The sequence below is a fragment of the Azonexus hydrophilus genome, from assembly GCF_001956855.1.
Taxonomy (GTDB): domain Bacteria; phylum Pseudomonadota; class Gammaproteobacteria; order Burkholderiales; family Rhodocyclaceae; genus Azonexus; species Azonexus hydrophilus_A.
Map to the genome: position 1 here is coordinate 48,395 of NZ_MTHD01000005.1, position 20,049 is coordinate 68,443.

Genomic DNA, 20,049 nt, shown 5'->3' on the forward strand with positions numbered 1-20,049 from the left:
GTTTCGGGCAATTATATGGCAGGCAATGCAAACAACCTCGTCTGGCTGGACATGGAAATGACCGGTCTCAATCCGGACGGCGACCGCATCATCGAAATGGCGATGGTGGTGACCAACTCGGAACTCGAAATGGTGGCCGAATCGCCGGCCTGGGTCGTCCATCAGTCGGATGAAACACTGGCCGCCATGGATGATTGGAACCAGAAAACGCACGGACGTTCAGGTTTGATCGACAAGGTGCGCGCTTCGACAATGAACGAAGCCGAGGTCGAAGCCGAAGCGCTGGCTTTCCTGCAGAAATATTCAGGCAAGGGCCATTCGCCGATGTGCGGCAACTCGATCGGCCAGGACCGCCGTTTCATGGCCCGCTACATGCCGACACTGGAAGCCTTCTTTCATTACCGCAATCTCGACGTCAGCACGCTGAAGGAGTTGTGCAAGCGCTGGCAGCCGGAAATCTACAAGGGTTTCAAGAAGAAGAGCCGGCATACCGCACTGGCCGACATCTACGAGTCGATCGACGAGATGAAGTACTACCGGGAACATTTCCTGGTCAAGTCCGCGGCGGATTGATTTCCGCTCCGGACGGCTCGCCGTCCGGAATTCTTGCGGTCAACGCCGGTAAAGACGGAATTTCTCCCGGCGTTCGCCCGGGCGGTTGCCTTCCCAGACGCGCGTCCATTGCTCGTCCGGCGCCGCCAGTTCAGCACGCGAGCTGCCGACGACCAGCAGCCAGTCGCAATTCCTGCCGGCCGGTGTGTCGTAGGCTACCGGGGCAATGTTGACGAAGTAGGACAGCGATGCCCGCTGACCATCGCTCAGTCCTTGCTGGGCCAGGCAGCGACTGCTGTCCGGCAGGGCGCGCGCGACGCCTTCGGCGACCGGGCGATAGCTCTTGCCGTAGTCGAACCACGGCAGGATCAGCGCGGTCGCGAGCAGCCACAAGGTGGTGAAGCCCAGTGTCCAGTGCGTCAGGCTGCGATACGGCGAGCGCGGTGCGGTGGCAATCAGCCAGATCCACCACAGGGTGGCAGCGATGCCGATCAGCAGGCCGACAATTTCCAGTTCGCCGACAAAGCCCGGGCGCAGCGTGACGACACGCTGCGCCAGACGCTCGGGAACCCCAAGCACCATCGCTGACCAGCTGATCCAGACGAGCAGGGCAAAGAAACTGAAGACGCTCATCGCGAACCAGTCGAATGCATTGGCCGCACCGCGGCGCAGGCTGAGTGCGCCCGGTGTTGCCAGCAGCGCCACCGCAGGCAGCAGCAGCAAGGCCGGGATATCGCGTGGGCGGTAGGCCCAGGCCAGCAATAGCAAGGTGATCAGCAGGAAGGAGAGCGGCAGCAGTTGGGCCGGCGCAGACCATTGCTGGCGGCGGGTCCATAGTGTCCAGGCAGCCAGCGGCAGCGCCGGGAAAGCGAACCACGGCAGCATGGCCGAGAAGCGTCCGAGTCCGTTCAGGGAGAACGGGGTGCGCAGCGGCGCCAGTTCGGTCAGCAGCCAGGCGTCGAAGCGTTCCGGCGCCTGGGCCAGCAGAGCCAGCGGCCAGGGGGCGGCAAGCAGGATGCCGATGGCGAGGCCGACGAGCAGCGTCTGCAAGGCCTTGCTGCGGTCTGGTGACAGCCACCAGGCGATCGGGGCGACGGCCAGCAGGGGCAGGGTTGGTGCGATGCCGGCGCCAAGCAGGCAGGCGGCCAGTGCCAGGCCATAGAACACGCCGGTCAACCGGGGTTTGCGGCCGATGGTCGCCAGCGCACCGAGGCCGCCGGCGTAGGCGGCAAGGGCGATCAGGATCGGCTGGGCGTCATGGGCGTGCAGCAGCAACCCGGCGCAACCAGCGAGCAACATCGGGCTGGCGGCGGCGCTGTCGGTGCCGTACAACTCACGGCCGGCATAGTAGAGGCCGGTCAGCGCCAGCGCGATCCAGATGGCGCTGGCCAGTCGCATTGCTTCGTGTGCCGGCAGTAGCCAGCCGAAGAGCTGGCCGGTCAGCGCAGCGCTCCAGTAGTACAGCGGTGGTTCGTGGAAAGGCTGGCCGGCCAGTATCGGCGTCAGCCAGTTACCGGTCGACAACATCTGCCAGGCGGTGCCGATATGGATCGCATCCTCGCCTTTCCAGGGGTCGCGGCCGAACAGTCCGGCCAGGACATAGAAGGCGAGCATGCCGGCGAGCATCCAGCCGCCCGGTGGCAGGCGGATGCCGCGGCGAAGCAGGAGGGCGAGATCAGGCATCGAGCGCAGAAATGAAAAGGGCAGCCCACAGGCTGCCCATTCTGGCGAAACGCAAGCCGATCAGGCAGCAGCCTTGCCGCGCATGGCGCCGAACTTCTGGTTGAACTTCTCGACGCGACCGGCGGTATCGACGATCTTCTGCTTGCCGGTGTAGAACGGGTGGCAGGCAGCGCAGACTTCAACGTGGAAGTCCTTCTTGTTCATCGTGGATTTGGTCGCGAAGGTGTTGCCGCAGGAGCAGGTCACCTGGATTTCTTGGTAGTTCGGGTGGATATCGGCTTTCATCTTTTGTCCTTTAAGCGAGCGACCGGCGGATGTGGCCGATCTGGGAAGCGCGTGATTATCGTTGAATAAGCACGCGCTGGCAATACATATTTCAGCCGCGACGCATGGCGTCGAAGAATTCGGCGTTGCCCTTGGTCGATTTGACCTTGTCGAGCAGGAATTCCATCGCTTCGAGGTCGTCCATCGGGTAGCAGAGCTTCCTGAGTACCCACATCTTCTGCAGCACGTCCGGTTTGAGCAGCAGTTCCTCACGGCGCGTGCCGGAGCGATTGACGTTGATCGCCGGGTACATCCGCTTCTCGGCCATGCGACGGTCGAGGTGGATTTCCGAGTTGCCGGTACCCTTGAATTCTTCGTAGATCACTTCGTCCATGCGCGAGCCGGTGTCGATCAGCGCCGTGGCGAGGATGGTCAGCGAGCCGCCTTCCTCGATGTTGCGTGCAGCACCGAAGAAGCGCTTCGGCTTCTGCAAGGCGTTGGCGTCCACGCCGCCGGTCAGCACCTTGCCGGAAGCCGGCTGGACGGTGTTGTAGGCGCGGGCGAGGCGGGTGATCGAGTCGAGCAGGATGACCACGTCCTTCTTGTGTTCGACCAGGCGCTTGGCCTTTTCGATGACCATTTCCGCAACCGCGACGTGGCGGGTGGCTGGTTCGTCGAAGGTCGAGGCGACGACTTCACCCTTGACGGTGCGCGTCATTTCGGTGACTTCTTCCGGACGCTCGTCGATCAGCAACACGATCAGCACGGCTTCCGGATGGTTGGCCGAGATGGCGTGGGCGATGTTCTGCAGCATCACCGTCTTGCCGGTTTTCGGCGGGGCGACGATCAGGCCGCGCTGGCCGGCACCGACCGGTGAAATCATGTCGATGACCCGGCTGGTGATGTTCTCGTCGGACTTGATATCGCGTTCGAGCTTGAAGTGACGCGTCGGATGCAACGGCGTCAGGTTCTCGAACATGATCTTGGTCTTGTTGGCTTCCGGCGGGAAGCCGTTGATCGATTCCAGCTTGGTCAGCGCGACATAGCGCTCGCCATCCTTCGGTGTGCGGATCTCACCTTCGACGGTGTCGCCGGTGCGCAGGTTGAAGCGGCGGACCTGCGACGGGGAAACGTAGATGTCGTCAGGATTGGCCAGGTAGGAGGTGTCCGAGGAACGGAGGAAACCATAACCGTCGGGCAGGACTTCCAGCGTGCCGTCGCCGTAAATGGTGTCGCCGTTCTTCGCCTTCGCCTTGAGGATCGCGTAGATCAACTCCTGCTTGCGCATGCGGTTGGCGTTCTCGATGGCGAGTTCGGTCGCCATGTCGAGCAATTTGCTGACGTGTAAGGTCTTGAGTTCGGAAAGTTGCATTGGGAGTGTATGTGGCGCCGAAGTGGGAGCGCGGGCGACAGCCCGAAGAACGGGGCGCAGGAGCTGGAGCTTGGAGGGTGAAATTGACGCCGGGGCGCGTGGCCGGTTGCGTCAGCCTGAAGTTGCAGAACGCAGCTTCAGGCCGGGAGACTACGGAGATTACAGCGTGCTGTCAATAAAGGCAGCGAGTTGCGACTTGGAGAGGGCGCCGACCTTGGTTGCTTCGACATTGCCGTTCTTGAAGATCATCAGCGTCGGGATGCCGCGGATGCCGAATTTTGCCGGCGTCTGCTGGTTGTCATCGATATTGACCTTGGCGACCTTGAGCTTGCCGGCGTATTCGGCAGCGATTTCGTCGAGGATCGGGGCAATCATCTTGCAGGGGCCGCACCATTCTGCCCAGTAGTCGACGAGCACGGGCTGCTGCGCTTGCAGCACTTCGGCTTCAAAGGTGTCGTCGGTGACGTAATGGATGTGCTCGCTCATGGTTGCCTCTTGGTTTCAGGGGGGAATTTGTTCGTTTGGGAAAGGCGGTGACGCCTTATGAAATCTGGTGTGATGCTAGCGAAAAAAATCGGTCAAGGGAAGCGTCAGCGGCCCGTTTTGAACAGATTGGCCAGTTCGACGGCAGTTTTGACCTGCATCTTGTCGAAGAGGTTCGCCCGATGAACTTCGACGGTGCGCATGCTGATGTTTAGTTCGTCGGCGATGACCTTGTTGTATTTGCCGGCGAGAACCAGTTCCATGATCTGGCGTTCACGGGTGGTCAGCCTAGAAACCCGTGCGTTGACCGAGTCGACCGTGGCATTTTCGGCGCGTTGCCTGGCGTCGAGCGCCATCGCTTCTTCGATGCGGTTGGCCAGGTCGTTGTCGTTGAGCGGTTTTTCGAAGAAGTCGAAGGCGCCGCGTTTCAGTGTGGCGACGGCCAACGGGACGTCGCCGTGGCCGGTCAGGAAGATTACCGGTAGCGTTGATCCCCGTTCGAGTAGCGCGTCGAAGCAGTCCAGTCCGCTCATGCCGGACATGCGCATGTCGAGGACGACACAGCCTGCGGTGGCCGGGGTCCAGGCGGCGAGGAAGTGCTCGGCGGATTCGTAGGTGGCGCATGGCAGGCCGCGCGACTTGAGCAGCCAGGCCAGGGCGTCCCGGATCGCTTCGTCGTCGTCTACTAGGTGGGCTTGCGGCGTGTTCATGCGCTTTCCAGAGGCAAGGTGAAGATGAATATCGTACCGCTTCCGGTCGGCGAGTCGGGCAGCTTTTCCGCCCACAGCCGGCCGCGGTGGAATTCGATGATCGAACGGCAGATCGACAGGCCGACGCCCATGCCTTCCTGCTTGGTCGTGAAAAAGGCGGTATACAGCTTGTCTTCGATTTCCGGACTGATGCCGCAGCCGTGGTCGCTGACGCTGACGCGGACCTCCTCGCCGTCAACGATGGCTGCCAGTTTGAGCACGCGGTAGGCGGTCGGCGTGTCGCTCATCGCATCCATCGCATTACGCATCAGGTTGAGCAGAACCTGTTCAAGCATCAGGCGGTCGGCCGGCAGTAACGGCAGCGGCGGAATTTTGGCATCGATCCGGATCTGTCGCTTGCGTGCTTCCGGTTCGGCAAAACCCAGACAGTCGTCGATGACCTCGCCGAGGGCGCATGGCGCACGCTTGGGCTCGCTTTTGCGCACGAAATCGTGGACCCGGCGAATGATTCGGCCGGCGCGCTGGGCCTGGACGCCGATTTTCTCCAGTGCCGGTTTCAGCTCTGCGCAAGAGAGGTTGTCGGTGGCCAGCAGATTGAGACAGCCGGTGTTGTAGCTGGCTATTGCGGCCAGTGGCTGGTTCAGTTCGTGGGCCAGCGTCGAGGCCATCTCGCCGAGGGTCACCAGGCGGGCGGTGAACTGCAGTTGTTCCTGCTGCTGGCGGGCAAGTTCCTCGGCCCGCTCGCGTTCGGTGATGTCCAGTACCGAAGCCATCCAGCCGGTGTGCTGGCCGTTGCCATCGATCAGCTTGGCTTCATAGACCAGTGCCCGGAAGCGTTCGCCGTCCTTGCGCATGAAGGTGATTTCGAAACCGTCGCTCGGTGCCTGGCCGGCCATCACGGCCCGGTGCATGGCCTGTGTGTCGTCGAGGTGTTCGGGCGCCCAGTAAGGCATCGGTGGTTCGTGGTCGACCAGTTCCTCGGCGGCAAAACCGGTCATGCGGCAGAACGCCGGATTGACGTAGATGATGCGTCCGGACAGGTCGCGCGCGCGCATGCCGACCGTCAGTGAGTCCTCCATTGCGGCGCGGAAGGCGTGTTCGGCACGCAGGGCTTCTTCGGCGCGGGTACTCTTGTGCATCAGGTCGCGGATCAGCCACAGGCTCCAGAAGACGCCGCCGGCGAGCAGCAGGATGGAAACGGTGAGCAGGCGCTGGAGCATGCCCTGATCGTTGGGGTAATTGCTGACCTTCAGTCGCAGGCCGTGTCCGGGAGGATCGAAGGGGATCTGGTAGCTATCGGCGTTGAGGCCTTCGATATGGGTTTTGCTGGCATACAGGGTGTCGCTGTCATCGACGATTTCCACCTTGTATTTTTCCGTAAACCACCAGGGAACCTGATTGGTCAGCAGGTCGTTCAGCGGATAGTTGGCGAGGATCATGCCGATCAGCCGGGATTCGTCGAATACCGGCACCAGCAGTTCGATGAAGCTGTCTTTTGACTCAGTGAAGAATGGTGCGCTATACGCCGGTTTGCCAAGTTTTTTGGCGACTTCGAATGCCCTGGCGGTATGTGCGGAGTTTCTGGCTGTTTCTTCCTGCTGGCTATGGCCGGGCAGGGTAACGATGCTCCGGCGATCGGCATCGAGCCAGCTGATCTGCGAAATTTCCGGGCTGTTTTTCAGCAGGTGGGCGGAGCGCAGGCGGAATACGCGTTCCCTTTCCTGCGGATCGGCCATGTCGACCGCAAGCTGTTGCAGCAGGTCGCGGTTGCCTTCCAGGTGGAAGCGCAGGTTCTGTTCCAGCCAGAGGACGTCCTTGATCAGGATGCTGCGCTGCTCCTCGCGTTCCGAATGCTGCAGCAGCCAGAGCAAGGTGAGTAGCGCGGCCATCAGCAACACGATGCCGAACTTGGGCAGGGCGAGCAGCCAGGGGAGGTGCTGCTTGGTCGGGCGACTCTTGAGGGCAGGCGAATTCATGGTGGCGATGGTAACTCCGACGGGCTGGATGTGGATATCCACAATACGCAGGCGTTGCCTGTTTCGTAATACTTTCATCCAGTCGCAATTCGTGTTTTCGCGACATTCAAAACTTTGGAGGAGAAATCAATGAAAGTTTCCAAGCTTCTCGTCGGCCTGTTTGCTTGCGCCGTCTCGCTCGGCGCTTATGCGCAACAGCCGATCGTCATCAAGTTCAGCCACGTCGTTGCCAACGATACGCCCAAGGGCAAGGCTGCCGACTTCTTCGCCCAGAAGGCCGCCGAGCTGACCAAGGGCAAGGTCAAGGTAGAGGTTTACGCCAACTCGACGCTGTACAAGGACAAGGAAGAAATGGAAGCGCTGCAGCTGGGTGCGGTCCATATGCTGGCCCCGTCGCTGGCCAAGTTCGGTCCGCTCGGCGTGCGTGATTTCGAAGTCTTCGACCTGCCGTTCATTTTCGGCAGCTATGCTGACCTGCACACCGTCACTACCGGTCCGGTCGGCAAGCAGCTGCTGGCCAAGCTCGAGCCCAAGGGCATTAGCGGCCTGGCTTTCTGGGACAACGGCTTCAAGTCCTTCTCCGCCAATAGCCCGATCAAGACCCCTGATGACCTGAAGGGCAAGAAGCTGCGCATCCAGTCTTCGAAGGTGCTTGAAGAGCAGATTCGTGCCCTGCGCGCGATGCCGCAAGTCATGGCCTTCTCCGAAGTCTACCAGGCGCTGCAGACCGGTGTGGTCGATGGTACCGAGAACCCGATCTCCAACCTGTACACGCAGAAGATGCATGAAGTGCAGAAGCATCTGACGCTGACCGAGCATGGCTATCTGGGTTATGCCGTGATCGTCAACAAGAAGTTCTGGGACGGTCTGCCGGCAGATATCCGCAAGCAGCTTGACGAAGCCATGGTTCAGGCAACCCGTTACGCCAACCAGATCGCCAAGGTGGAAAACGATGCCGCGCTGGAAAACGTGCGCAAGAGCGGCAAGACCCAGGTCTACACGCCGACTGCTGAAGAGCGCGCGGTCTTCAAGAAGGCCCTGGTGCCGGTGCACAAGAAGATGGAAAGCCGTATCGGCAAGGAAACCATCGACGCTGTGTACAAGGCGACCGGCTTCAATCCGAACAAGCTTTAATCGATTCAGTCCTCTGGACGCCCGCTGTTGCGCTTCGTGGCAGCGGGCGTTTTTGCAAGGAGAGGGTAAATGGGAAAAATAATAGACTACCTCGAAGAATTCATCATTGCGTCGCTGATGGCGGTGGCAACGGTGGTGATCTTCGTTTCCGTGGTACATCGCTACGGCACGGGCTTTGAAATCCCGGTGCTCCAGGACTGGCTGTTGTCCATCGATATGGGCTGGGCGCAGGAGTTCTGCATCATTCTTTTTGTCTGGATGGCGAAGTTTGGCGCCGCTTACGGCGTGCGCACCGGCATCCATGTCGGCGTCGACCTGCTGATCAACAAGCTGTCGGAAAAGCCGCGCCGGGCGATGGTCCTGCTGGGTTTGTCCTGCGGCATCCTGTTTACCGGTGTGATCGGCCTTTTCGGTGCCTATTTCGTCTGGGAAAACGGCATGGCCTACGTCACCCTGAATGCTTTCGGCCTTGAGCTGGGCGAGTTTTTCGAAGGTCCTGTGACGCCTGATCTGGAATGGCCGACCTGGATGGTGTATTCCGCCATTCCGCTGGGCTCCTTCCTGATGTGTTTCCGTTTCATCCAGGTGATGATCAATTTCTCCCGTACCGGATTGTTGCCGACGCACGACCATGGTCACGTCGAAGGGCTGGAAGAAGGCGAAGTGCTGCACCTCGGCGAAGCCATTGCCATTGCCGAGCAGCGCGAGCATGCGCATGCCGGTCTCAGCGAGCGCGAGTGGGAGAAACAGCATCCTGCGGTCGACGACAAAAAAGAGGGGAAATAAGCCATGAGCGCTCTCATTATCTTTGGCCTCCTCCTCACGCTGATGGTGGTTGGCATGCCGATCGGTGTGGCGCTTGGCCTCACCGTGCTCGGCTTCATGTTCGCCTTTACCGAGACGCCGATCGCCTCGGTGGCACTGAAGATGTTCACCGGTATCGAGAAGTTCGAGATCATGGCGATCCCGTTCTTCATCCTCGCCGGCAACTTCCTGACCCATGGCGGCGTCGCCCGGCGCATGATCAATTTCGCCACGTCGATGGTCGGTCACCTGACCGGCGGTCTCGGCATGTCGGCGGTGCTGGCCTGTGCCCTGTTCGCAGCGGTTTCCGGTTCGTCGCCGGCCACCGTGGTGGCTATTGGCTCGATCCTGATTCCGGCCATGCTCAAGCAGGGTTTTCCGATGAGCTTTTCGGCCGGTGTCGTTGCTTCGGCCGGTGGTCTCGGTATCCTGATCCCGCCGTCGATCGTCATGGTGATGTACGCCGTGACGACCAACTCGTCGGTCGGTGCCTTGTTCATGGCGGGCGTCATTCCTGGTTTGCTGCTGGCGCTGGTGCTCGGTGCAACGACCTGGTGGCAGGCGCGCAAGGGCGGTTACCCGCGTTTGCCGAAGGCGTCCTGGGGTGAGCGTTTCCGTACCTTCCGCGAAGCTTTCTGGGGGTTGATGCTGATCGTCGTGGTCATGGGCGGGATCTATTCCGGCATGTTCACGCCGACCGAAGCGGCAGCGATGTCTGCGGTCTACGCCTTCTTCATCGCGGTTTTCGTGTACAAGGATCTGACCTTCAAGCAGATTCCGAAGGTCTTGCTCGATTCGGCCAACATGAGCTCGATGCTGCTGTTCATCATCGCCAGCGCCATCCTGTTCTCGTTCATCCTGACTTCCGAGCAGATTCCGCAAGGGATTGCCGACTGGATCGTCCATCTGGGTCTTGGCCCGGTCGGCTTCCTGATCATCGTCAATATCCTGCTGCTGATTGCCGGCAATTTCATGGAACCGTCGTCGATCATCCTGATCCTCGCGCCGATCCTGTTCCCGGTTGCCGTTGCCCTGGGGATCGACCCGGTGCACTTCGGCATCATCATCACGGTGAATATGGAAATCGGCATGATCACGCCGCCGGTCGGTCTCAACCTCTTCGTCGCCAGCGGCATCACCCGCACCGGCCTGACCGAGATGTCGACTGCCGTGCTGCCTTGGTTGTATGCGATGCTTGGGTTCCTGATCCTGATTACCTATGTTCCGGAAATCTCGCTCTGGTTGCCGAGAACGCTAGGTATGCTGTAAGCGCGGGAAACCGCTGCAAGCAGGCCGCGCTTCCGTTCCGGGCGCGGCCTTTTTCCTTTGGGCAGGGAGTGTCTGTGGCACAATCGTCGTCCCGAATCATTGTTGCCGATCCATGAAATTTGCCCTTTCCCTCATTGCGCTGATCGTTGCCGCGCTGGTCATTCCTTTCTTCATTCCCGGCACAGGCAAGCAGGAAGGGGTTGATCCGAACGCCAATCTGCCGTGGCAGATCGAAGTCGACGGGCAGGGAGGGAGCCAGGTATTCGGCATCAAACCCGGATTCCAGACGCTGGGGCAGATGCGCTCAATTCTCGGCGGCGAACCCGAGGTGGCGATCATTGCCGCGCCGGATGAAGTCGGCTCGCTGGAGGCTTATTACGCACAATTGCCGCTGGGTTTCGTGCTGGCCAAGGTCATTCTTACGGTCGACCTGGCGCCGGAGGCAATAATCGCCATGCGCGAACGGGCGCTGAAGGCCGAGCACATGGAAAGCACGACACGCAAGATCCGGCTGCATCCCGACGATCTGGCTGCTGCCGATGCCTTGCCGGTCAAGGCAGTCAGCGTCATTCCCACGGTCAATCTCGACGAAGAAACGGTAGTCAAGCGTTTTGGCGCGCCCAGCGAACGTCTGCCGCTTTCCGACAAGCGCGTGCACCTGCTTTATCCCGAGCGGGGGCTGGATGTCGTGATTGACGGTGATGGCAAGGAATTGCTGCAATACGTCGCGCCGCGTGATTTCGCCGTGCTGCGGGAGCCCTTGCTGAAGGCAACGGCCGGGCAGTGAGGCGGGTAAGTGACGCGCTTATCTGCTAAAATTCCCCGTTTTTCAACCGACTAGCTTTTTCGGAGCAATCACATGGCTATCGAACGTACCCTTTCCATCATCAAACCCGACGCCGTCGCCAAGAACGTCATCGGCCAGATCTACTCCCGTTTCGAAGGCGCCGGCCTGAAGGTCATCGCTGCCCGCATGACCTGGCTGTCCGAGCAGGAAGCTGGCCAGTTCTACGCTGTGCACAAGGAACGCCCCTTCTTCAAGGATCTGGTCTCGTTCATGACCTCCGGCCCGGTGATGATCCAGGCACTGGAAGGCGAGAACGCCATCGCCAAGAACCGTGAGCTGATGGGCGCCACCGATCCGAAGAAGGCCGACAAGGGCACCATTCGCGCCGATTTCGCCGAATCCATCGATGCCAACGCTGTTCACGGTTCCGATGCACCGGAAACCGCTGCCGTGGAAGTGGCTTTCTTCTTCCCGGGCATGAACACCTACGCCGGTCGTTAATTTTGCCTGTCGTCGGGTCAGCCGTTGTGGCGGGCCCGACGCCTCGGGATGCTGATGCAGAATCTACTTGATTTCGATGCCGATGGACTGACCGCCTGGTTTGCCGAGCAGGGCGAAAAGCCCTTCCGGGCCAGGCAGGTGCTGCGCTGGATGCATCGTTCCGGGGTTGCGGATTTCGATGCCATGACCGATATCGCCAAGAGTCTTCGCGAGAAGCTCAAGGCGAGGGCGGTCGTGGCGCCGCCGACAGTGGTTTCCGACAAACTGTCGGACGACGGGGCGCGCAAGTTCCTGATTGGCGTTGGTAGTGGCAATGCCGTCGAAACGGTGTTCATCCCCGAGGATGACCGCGGTACGCTGTGCATTTCCACGCAGGCCGGTTGCGCGCTCGATTGTGCCTTCTGTTCGACCGGCAAGCAGGGTTTCAACCGCAACCTGACGGTGGCGGAAATCATCGGCCAGCTGTGGCAGGCCAATAATGCGCTAGGCGCGGTCCACGGCGACGAGCGGGTCATTTCCAACGTCGTCATGATGGGCATGGGCGAACCGCTGGCCAATTACGACAACACCATCGCCGCCTTGCGCCTGATGCTCGACGACCATGCCTACGGGCTGTCGCGGCGCCGGGTCACGGTATCGACTTCCGGCATCGTCCCGGCGATCGACAGGTTGCGCGAGGATTGTCCGGTCGCCCTGGCGGTATCGCTGCACGCGCCGAACGATGCGCTGCGCGATGAACTGGTGCCGATCAACCAGAAATACCCCCTGAAGTCGCTGATGGCTGCCTGTCTGCGTTATCTGGAAAAGGCGCCGCGCGATTTCATTACCTTCGAATACACGATGATGGCCGGCATCAACGACAGCGATGCCCATGCCCGCGAACTGCTGGCGCTGGTTCGCCACGTCCCGTGCAAGTTCAACCTGATTCCTTTCAATCCCTTCCCGGGCTCGCCGTTCCGCCGCTCGCCGGCGGATCGCGTCCGCCGTTTCGGCGAAATCCTGATCCAGGCCGGTATCGTCACGACGACGCGCAAGACGCGCGGGGACGATATCGACGCGGCCTGCGGTCAACTGGCCGGTCAGGTCAGGGACAAGACCCGGCGCACTGCCGGTGGCGTCATTCCCATACAGGAGTTGAGATCATGAAGCGGTATTTCCGGATGATTCGCTACGTGTTTCTGTTTGGTGCGGCATGCGTGGCTGTTCCGGTAGCGGCCCAGTACGACTTTGCTGCTCCGAAGCCGGTTGTGCCGGCGGATAGTGGAACTGTGTCAGTCTCCGACCCGCGTAGCCGGGCAAAAATTCATACCGAGCTGGGGGCTCTCTACTTCCAGGCGGGAAATCCGGCGGCAGCACTCGATCACCTGGCAACTGCGCTGGAAATCGATTCCGGATTCCATCAGGCCAACAGCGTGCGTGGGCTGGTCTATGCTTCATTGCGTGAGCACGCCAAGGCGGAAGCGGATTTTGCCCGCGCGCTTTCCCGTGCGCCTAACGATCCTGAAGTGAACAACAACTATGGTTGGTTCCTTTGCGAAACCGGCAAGGAACGCCAGTCGATCGCGTATTTCGACCGGGCACTGCGCGATCCGCTTTACGAAACGCCGGATCGTGCCTATACCAACGCTGGAGCATGTCTGTTGCGGATCGGTGATCTCGATCAGGCGCAGACCTACCTGCTGCAGGCCGTCCGTATCTCGCGCAATGGCGCGGTCCAGGCACGGATAGGACTGGCGCAGGTTTTTTACCTGCGCGGCAATCTGGACGAGTCGCGCCATTACTTGAGCGACGCCCTGCGCATGATGGAGCCACCCACCGCAGAAGCCCTCTGGCTGGCTGTGCGCGTTGAGCGCAAGCTCGGCAACAAGGCAGCTGAAGGCGGTTTCGCATCGCAACTGCGTAGCCGCTATCCGACATCCAACGAATATCAGGAATTCCTCAAAGGCAATTTTGAATGAGTGAGCAGATCGATAACGAACTGCCTGCCGAGGTGCAGGATGTAGTGCCCGAGGTCTTGCCAACAGTCGGCGAACTGCTGCGTGAGGCGCGGGAGGGGCGGGGGCTGCAGGTGGCTGACATCGCCCAGGCGCTGAAGCTTGGGCAGCGTCAGGTTGAGGCGCTGGAACGCGATGACTGGTCCGGTTTGCCGGGTACGACGTTCATTCGTGGATTTGTCCGCAATTACGCCCGGCTGGTTGGCGTTGATGCCGTGCCGTTGATGTCTCGTCTCGAATCACTGCTCGAGAAGCCGGTCGATACGCTGGCTGTTCCCGATACCGTTCCGGCCCGCATCAGTAATTCGTCAAAGTCCCGGGATGGTCTGGTTGTCGGTATTGGCGCCGTGCTTTTGCTGCTTGCTGCGTTGGCCTATTTTTTGTTGCCGAGCGATCTCAATGCCTGGCGGGCGAGTGTTCAGGCGCTGATTGATGGCGATGAGAAGCCGGTTGAAGTGGCTGCACAGCCTGCGCCGGCCCAGGAAGCCTTGTTTCCGCCGAATGTTTCTGCCCAGCAACTGATTGCGCCGCAGGTGGCCCCTGTCGCCACAGTTGGTGAACCGTCGACTGAGCCGGTTGCAGCAACGCCGGCGGAACCGGCGGTAAAGCCGCAGTTGCGTTTTGTCGTGGCCAAGGAATCCTGGCTGGAAGTTCGTGACCGCGATGACACGGTTGTCTTCTCGCAGCGTTTGCCTGGCGGCACCGAACAGCTCGTCGGCGGCAAAGGGCCGCTGTCGGTGACCATCGGTTATGCCCCGGGGGTCAGCCTGTTCCTGCGTGATCAGGTGGTCAATCTTGTACCGCACACCAAGGGCGATGTCGCCCGTCTGGTTCTGGAGTAAGTCTTGAGTGCAGTAAACAAGCGCCTGACGCGCGCCACAGCGATTGCCCATGTCCGTATCGGTGGTGATGCACCGGTTGTCGTGCAGTCGATGACCAACACCGATACCGCAGATTACCTGGCCACCGCCATCCAGTGTGCCGAACTGGCACGTGCCGGTTCAGAACTGGTACGGATCACCGTCAACTCGCCGGAAGCGGCAGCGGCCGTGCCGCTGATTCGCGATCATCTCGACAAGATGAACTGCAACGTGCCGCTGATCGGTGATTTTCACTACAACGGCCATCGTCTGCTGACCGACCATCCGGCCTGTGCCGAAGCGCTGGCCAAGTACCGGATCAACCCGGGCAACGTCGGTTTCGGCAAAAAGAAGGACGAGCAGTTCGCGCAGATGGTCGAACTTGCCTGCCGCTACGACAAACCGGTACGCATCGGCGTCAACTGGGGCAGTCTCGACCAGGAATTGCTGGCGCGGATCATGGACGAGAACTCGAAACGACCACAGCCGCTCGACGCCAACGAAATGATGCGCCACGCGATGGTCACGTCGGCCCTCGAATCGGCAGCAAAAGCCGAGGAAGTCGGGCTGGCTGGCGAGAAGATCATCCTGTCGTGCAAGGTCTCCAGTGTTCAGGATCTGATCGCCATTTATCGTGAATTGGCGCAGCGCGCCGACTATGCTTTGCATCTCGGCCTGACCGAAGCCGGCATGGGATCCAAGGGAATTGTCGCGTCGACCGCAGCATTGTCGGTGCTGCTGCAGGAAGGCATTGGCGACACCATCCGCGTGTCGCTGACGCCGGAGCCGGGCGGTTCGCGTAGCCAGGAAGTCATCGTCGCCCAGGAAATCCTGCAGACCATGGGGCTGCGTGCGTTCACGCCGATGGTCGCGGCCTGCCCCGGTTGCGGCCGGACGACCTCGACCTTTTTCCAGGAACTGGCGGGCGAAGTGCAGGATTTCGTCCGGGCCAAAATGCCGGAGTGGAAGCTGCAGTATGACGGCGCCGAGAACATGACGCTGGCGGTCATGGGCTGCATCGTCAATGGCCCGGGCGAGTCGAAACACGCCAACATCGGCATCTCGCTACCCGGTACCGGTGAGGCGCCGTCGGCGCCGGTGTACGAGGACGGGCAGAAGACCGTGACGCTGAAGGGCGACAACATCGCCAGCGAATTCAAGGACATCATCGAGCGCTACGTCCAGCGCACCTACAAGAAGAAACTGCAAGCATGAGTCAGACATTGCAAGCCGTGCGCGGGATGAACGACGTCCTGCCGGAAGAAGCGGCGTTCTGGGAACTGTTCGAGGACACCGTTCGTTCGTGGCTGAAAAGCTACGGCTACCGGCCGATCCGCATGCCCATCGTCGAACCGACGCCGCTGTTCAAGCGCGCCATCGGCGAGGTCACCGACATCGTCGAGAAGGAAATGTACTCCTTCGTCGATGGTCTCAATGGCGAAGCGCTGACGTTGCGTCCGGAAGGCACGGCCGGCTGCGTGCGCGCGGTGATCGAGCACAACCTGGCGGCACGGCAGACGCAACGCCTGTATTACATCGGCCAGATGTTCCGCCACGAGCGGCCACAGAAGGGTCGTTACCGGCAGTTTCACCAGGTTGGTGTCGAGTCCTTCGGCATTGCCGGGCCGGACATCGATGCCGAAATGATCCTGATGGGCGCCCGTCTGTGGAACGATCTGGGGCTCGACGGCATTTCGCTGCAGATCAACAGCCTGGGTCAGCCAGCCGAGCGCGCACAACACCGCGCCGCGCTGATCGCCTACCTGGAGCAGCATGTCGATATGCTCGACGAAGAGGCAAAGCGTCGTTTGTACACCAATCCGCTGCGCATTCTCGATACCAAGAATCCCGCGCTGCAGGACATCTGTGCCGCTGCGCCGAAGCTGATAGATTATCTCGGCACCGATTCGCTGGCACATTTTGCCGGTGTACAGCAGATCCTGCGCGATGCCGGTGTGCACTTCACGATCAACCCGCGACTGGTCCGCGGTCTCGATTACTACAACCTGACCGTGTTCGAATGGGTGACCGACAAGCTCGGTGCCCAGGGAACTGTCTGTGCCGGCGGACGTTACGACGGCCTGGTCGAGCAACTCGGCGGCAAGCCGACGCCGGCCTGTGGTTTTGCCATGGGGGTCGAGCGTCTGATTGCGCTGATCAAGGATAGTGGCGGTGAGCCGGCAGCGCCGGTGCCCGACGTCTATGTCGTGCACCAGGGCGAGGCGGCTGCCCGACTGGCTTTCCGTGTGGCTGAAGGCTTGCGCGACCAAGGTATCGACGTGCTGCTGCATTGTGGCGGTGGTTCCTTCAAGTCGCAGATGAAGAAAGCCGATGGCAGTGGCGCTGCCTTCGCCGTGATTATTGGCGATGACGAAGCGTCGACCGGAGAAGCGCAGCTGAAGGCCCTGCGTGCAGAAGGCGTGGAACAACGTAAACTGAAGGTCGATGCACTGGCGGAAGCCATCATCGACTACATGATTGATTCGGACGAAGAGGAATAAGCAGCATGGCGCATTACGACCTCGAAGAGCAGGAACAGATTGATTCCATCAAGACCTGGTGGCAGATGTATGGCAACCTGGTGACCTCGCTGGTGACCGCTGCGGCGCTGGCGGTTGTCGGCTGGCAGGGCTGGAACTGGTATCAGGGCAACGAAACGGCCAAGGCAGCCGGTGTGTTTGCCGTGCTGGAGCAGGCTGTCCAGGCTGGCGATGCGCAGCGCATCAAATCGACTGCCGGTGAACTGACGGAAAAATACGGCCGCAGTGGTTACGCCGGGCTCGGTGCCTTGCTCGCCGCCAAGCATTCCTTCGATGCCGGTGATCTGAAAACGGCCAAGGCCCAGCTGGGCTGGGTTGCCGAAAATGCCAAGGATGAACTGCGCGATATCGCCCGTTTGCGCCTCGGTGCAGTGTTGCTCGATGAACAGGCTTACGATGAAGCCCTGAAGCAGCTTGAGGCAACGCCGGCAGACGCATTTGCGGCCCGTTTCCTTGAATTGAAGGGCGATGTCCTGAGTGCTCAGGGCAAGCCCGCCGAAGCCAGAACCGCTTATCGCTCGGCGCTCGACAAGGCCTCTGACAAGGCCGTTGGTCCTGGTCGGGAACTGCTTCAGCAGAAGCTGGATAGCCTGGGAGAGAACGCATGATGCGCCGCCACCTGATGCCTCTCGGCCTGGCTGCCGGCATCCTGCTGGGTGGCTGTTCGACTTTGTCGAATACCTTCGACGCAATCAATCCGTTCTCGTCTTCCGGGCCGAAAATGGCGCCTTTGCCGGAACTCGGGGCCGTTAACGAATCAGTCAGAACGGCTTGGTCAGCCAGCGTCGGCAAAGCCGGCGAATATGTCTTCTCGCCGGCCATTGTCGGCGATGCGGTGTACGTGGCGGATCAAAAAGGCATGGTTTACCGGCTTGATTCGGGCAGGGTCATCTGGAAGATCGATGCCGGCCAGCCATTGTCGTCAGGCGTGGGCGCGAATGCCAGCATGGTGGTTGTCGGCACCGCGAAAGGCGGCGTACTGGCCTTTGATGCGGACAATGGCAAGGCTCTCTGGCAGGCCCAGGTAACCAGTGAAGTGCTGGCAGCACCTGCTGTGGGCGATGAAGGTGTTGCCGTGCGCAGCGGCGACAACCGGGTATTCCTGCTGGATCCGCGCGATGGCGCCCGGAAATGGGTCTATCAGCGTCCGATGCCTCCGCTGTCGATTCGCTCGACGGGGTCGCCCGTGTTTGCCGACCGGTATCTGTTTGCCGGCTTCCCGGGCGGCAAACTGGTGGCACTTGCCTTGCAGAATGGTGCGCCGGTCTGGGAAGGCACGGTTGCCCAGCCGAAAGGTGCCACGGAACTTGATCGCGTGGCCGACATCGTTGCTCCACCGGTGGTCGATGGCACGCAGATATGTGCCGTCGCTTTCCAGGGACGCGTTGCATGTTTTGACATGGGCCAGGGCGGCGCCATGATCTGGTCCCGCGATATTTCCTCGGCACGCGGCATGGTGCTGGATGGTCGTTACCTGTTCGTCACGGCGGACGATGGCGTGGTCTACGGACTTGACCGGCTGTCCGGCGGCAGCCTCTGGAAACAGGACAAGCTCAAGAATCGTGCTGTTTCGGCACCTGTAGTCCGTACAGGTGTGGTGGCCGTTGCCGATGGCGAAGGCTACGTGCATTTTCTTTCCCGCGAGGAGGGTGCCTTTGTCGGTCGTCAGAAAACCGATGGCACGCCTGTGCGAGTACCGCCGCAAGTTCTGCGCGGCGCATTCCTGACGCAATCCTCCGGGGGTGATGTCAGGGCAATCGAGATCCAATGAAACCTACTATCGTACTGGTCGGTCGACCCAATGTCGGCAAGTCCACGCTGTTCAATCGTCTCACCAAGTCCCGGGATGCCATCGTTGCCGATGTTCCCGGCCTGACCCGCGACCGTCACTACGGCCATGGCCGGCTGGGCAAGAAGCCCTTCCTGGTCGTTGATACCGGTGGCTTCGAGCCTCTGGTCAAGGACGGCATCCTGCATGAAATGGCGCGCCAGACAGAGCAGGCCATTGCCGAAGCCGATGCCGTCATTTTCGTGGTTGACGGCCGTACCGGTCTGACGCCGCACGACAAGGAAATCGCCAACAAGCTCCGGCGCATCGACCGACCGGTGTTTGTTGCGGTCAACAAGGCTGAAGGCCTGAATTCCGGCATGGTCGAGGCTGATTTCCATGAACTGGGACTGGGCGAGCCGAATGCCATTTCTGCCGCGCACGGCGAAGGTGTGCGCGGTCTCATCGATCTGGCGCTGGACGGTTTTCCGGAGCCCGAGGACGATGAATGGCACTCCGACGCCATTCGCGTCGCCATCGTTGGTCGGCCGAATGTCGGCAAGTCCACGCTGATCAATACGCTACTGGGCGAAGAGCGCGTCATCGCTTTCGATGCGCCGGGGACGACGCGCGATTCGATCGAGATCGATTTCGAACGCGACGGTCGCAAGTACGTGCTCGTCGACACTGCCGGCATGCGCAAGCGGGGCAAGGTTTTTGAAGCGATCGAGAAGTTCTCGGTGGTGAAGACATTGCAATCGATCGAGGATGCCAATGTGGTCATCCTGATGGTCGACGCCCAGGCCGATGTTTCCGACCAGGATGCTCACATTGCCGATTTCATCGTCCAGTCCGGACGGGCGCTGGTGGTTGCGGTCAACAAATGGGATGGCCTTGAGGCTTACGTCCGTGAGCAAACCCGTCAGACGCTGCAGCGCAAGCTGAAATTCCTCGATTTCGCCAAGTTCCATTTCATTTCGGCACTCGAAAATGTCGGCCTGGCCAATATGTTCCGTTCCGTCGATGCTGCCTACTCGGCAGCGATGACCAAGCTCTCGACACCGCGTCTGACACGTGTTCTGGCCGATGCCGTCGCTCGCCAGGCGCCGCCCAAGCACGGCCTGTTCCGGCCGAAGCCGCGTTACGCGCACCAGGGCGGATCGAATCCGCCGATCATCGTGGTTCATGGCAATGCCGTGGACCAGATCGCCGACAGTTATCGTCGTTATCTCGAGCATACGTTCCGGGAAGTGTTTCATCTGCAGGGAACGCCGCTGCGCATCCAGTTCGTGGCCGGCAAGAACCCTTTTGCTGACAAGGAGCGCCGCTGAGTCACAAATTAACCACAAAAT

At 60.7% G+C, this 20,049-nt stretch carries 20 protein-coding genes; 14 read left to right on the forward strand and 6 right to left on the reverse strand.

Translation table 11 applies throughout. The annotated features are described in order from the left end of the window. Window positions 1-15: 15 nt before the first annotated feature. Entirely contained in the window at window positions 16-573 is a 558-nt protein-coding gene (gene orn, locus BJN45_RS13755) for an oligoribonuclease (RefSeq protein WP_076096220.1), read from the forward strand. Between the two features lie 39 nt (window positions 574-612). Here orn and BJN45_RS13760 read toward each other — a convergent pair whose 3' ends face one another. The 6 genes from BJN45_RS13760 to BJN45_RS13785 form a co-directional block, all read right to left on the reverse strand. Next, window positions 613-2,235: an ArnT family glycosyltransferase gene (locus BJN45_RS13760; protein ID WP_076096222.1), complete on the reverse strand. Its 1,623-nt coding sequence runs from the start codon at window positions 2,233-2,235 to the stop codon at window positions 613-615. A gap of 60 nt (window positions 2,236-2,295) precedes the next feature. Continuing rightward, entirely contained in the window at window positions 2,296-2,520 is a 225-nt protein-coding gene (gene rpmE, locus BJN45_RS13765; RefSeq protein WP_076096224.1) for a 50S ribosomal protein L31, read from the reverse strand. Between the two features lie 91 nt (window positions 2,521-2,611). Then, window positions 2,612-3,871, reverse strand: coding sequence for a transcription termination factor Rho (gene rho / locus BJN45_RS13770; RefSeq protein WP_076096226.1), 1,260 nt, complete (start codon window positions 3,869-3,871; stop codon window positions 2,612-2,614). Between the two features lie 159 nt (window positions 3,872-4,030). Continuing rightward, window positions 4,031-4,357: a thioredoxin TrxA gene (trxA, locus tag BJN45_RS13775; RefSeq protein WP_076096228.1), complete on the reverse strand. Its 327-nt coding sequence runs from the start codon at window positions 4,355-4,357 to the stop codon at window positions 4,031-4,033. Between the two features lie 104 nt (window positions 4,358-4,461). Further along, window positions 4,462-5,064, reverse strand: a complete 603-nt coding sequence (locus tag BJN45_RS13780; RefSeq protein ID WP_076096230.1) for a response regulator transcription factor — start codon at window positions 5,062-5,064, stop codon at window positions 4,462-4,464. Next, complete coding sequence (locus BJN45_RS13785) at window positions 5,061-7,040, reverse strand: PAS domain S-box protein (RefSeq protein ID WP_076096232.1); 1,980 nt, start codon at window positions 7,038-7,040, stop codon at window positions 5,061-5,063. The genes BJN45_RS13780 and BJN45_RS13785 overlap by 4 nt, the downstream gene beginning before the upstream one ends. Window positions 7,041-7,169: 129 nt before the next feature. On the opposite strand from BJN45_RS13785, the gene BJN45_RS13790 reads away from it, so the two are divergent. The 13 genes from BJN45_RS13790 to der all read left to right on the forward strand — a co-directional run bounded on the left by BJN45_RS13790 (window position 7,170) and on the right by der (window position 20,028). Beyond that, window positions 7,170-8,174 (forward strand): TRAP transporter substrate-binding protein, encoded by a 1,005-nt coding sequence (locus BJN45_RS13790; RefSeq protein WP_076096234.1) that lies wholly within the window; start codon window positions 7,170-7,172, stop codon window positions 8,172-8,174. A 69-nt stretch (window positions 8,175-8,243) separates the two neighbouring features. Then, window positions 8,244-8,960, forward strand: a complete 717-nt coding sequence (locus tag BJN45_RS13795; protein WP_076096235.1) for a TRAP transporter small permease — start codon at window positions 8,244-8,246, stop codon at window positions 8,958-8,960. A gap of 3 nt (window positions 8,961-8,963) precedes the next feature. Continuing rightward, entirely contained in the window at window positions 8,964-10,247 is a 1,284-nt protein-coding gene (locus tag BJN45_RS13800) for a TRAP transporter large permease (RefSeq protein ID WP_076096237.1), read from the forward strand. A gap of 112 nt (window positions 10,248-10,359) precedes the next feature. Then, on the forward strand, window positions 10,360-11,034 hold the full coding sequence (locus BJN45_RS13805; RefSeq protein ID WP_076096238.1) for a hypothetical protein: 675 nt from the start codon (window positions 10,360-10,362) through the stop codon (window positions 11,032-11,034). A gap of 72 nt (window positions 11,035-11,106) precedes the next feature. Continuing rightward, window positions 11,107-11,535, forward strand: a complete 429-nt coding sequence (ndk, locus tag BJN45_RS13810; protein ID WP_076096240.1) for a nucleoside-diphosphate kinase — start codon at window positions 11,107-11,109, stop codon at window positions 11,533-11,535. Between the two features lie 54 nt (window positions 11,536-11,589). Further along, complete coding sequence (rlmN, locus tag BJN45_RS13815; RefSeq protein WP_076096729.1) at window positions 11,590-12,681, forward strand: 23S rRNA (adenine(2503)-C(2))-methyltransferase RlmN; 1,092 nt, start codon at window positions 11,590-11,592, stop codon at window positions 12,679-12,681. Further along, a complete protein-coding gene (gene pilW, locus BJN45_RS13820) occupies window positions 12,678-13,493 on the forward strand; it encodes a type IV pilus biogenesis/stability protein PilW (protein WP_240494580.1) in 816 nt (271 codons plus the stop codon). The genes rlmN and pilW overlap by 4 nt, the downstream gene beginning before the upstream one ends. Further along, the gene (locus tag BJN45_RS13825; protein ID WP_076096242.1) at window positions 13,490-14,371 is read left to right on the forward strand and encodes a helix-turn-helix domain-containing protein; all 882 of its coding nucleotides are present in this window, start codon (window positions 13,490-13,492) and stop codon (window positions 14,369-14,371) included. Before pilW ends, BJN45_RS13825 begins: the two co-directional genes overlap by 4 nt. Window positions 14,372-14,374: 3 nt before the next feature. After that, complete coding sequence (gene ispG, locus BJN45_RS13830; RefSeq protein WP_076096243.1) at window positions 14,375-15,604, forward strand: flavodoxin-dependent (E)-4-hydroxy-3-methylbut-2-enyl-diphosphate synthase; 1,230 nt, start codon at window positions 14,375-14,377, stop codon at window positions 15,602-15,604. Beyond that, the gene (hisS, locus tag BJN45_RS13835; RefSeq protein WP_076096245.1) at window positions 15,601-16,890 is read left to right on the forward strand and encodes a histidine--tRNA ligase; all 1,290 of its coding nucleotides are present in this window, start codon (window positions 15,601-15,603) and stop codon (window positions 16,888-16,890) included. The genes ispG and hisS overlap by 4 nt, the downstream gene beginning before the upstream one ends. Before the next feature lie 5 nt (window positions 16,891-16,895). Then, window positions 16,896-17,537, forward strand: coding sequence for a YfgM family protein (locus BJN45_RS13840; protein ID WP_076096247.1), 642 nt, complete (start codon window positions 16,896-16,898; stop codon window positions 17,535-17,537). Then, the gene (bamB, locus tag BJN45_RS13845) at window positions 17,537-18,700 is read left to right on the forward strand and encodes an outer membrane protein assembly factor BamB (RefSeq protein ID WP_076096734.1); all 1,164 of its coding nucleotides are present in this window, start codon (window positions 17,537-17,539) and stop codon (window positions 18,698-18,700) included. Before BJN45_RS13840 ends, bamB begins: the two co-directional genes overlap by 1 nt. Continuing rightward, on the forward strand, window positions 18,697-20,028 hold the full coding sequence (der, locus tag BJN45_RS13850; RefSeq protein ID WP_076096248.1) for a ribosome biogenesis GTPase Der: 1,332 nt from the start codon (window positions 18,697-18,699) through the stop codon (window positions 20,026-20,028). Before bamB ends, der begins: the two co-directional genes overlap by 4 nt. The last annotated feature ends 21 nt before the right edge of the window (window positions 20,029-20,049 follow it).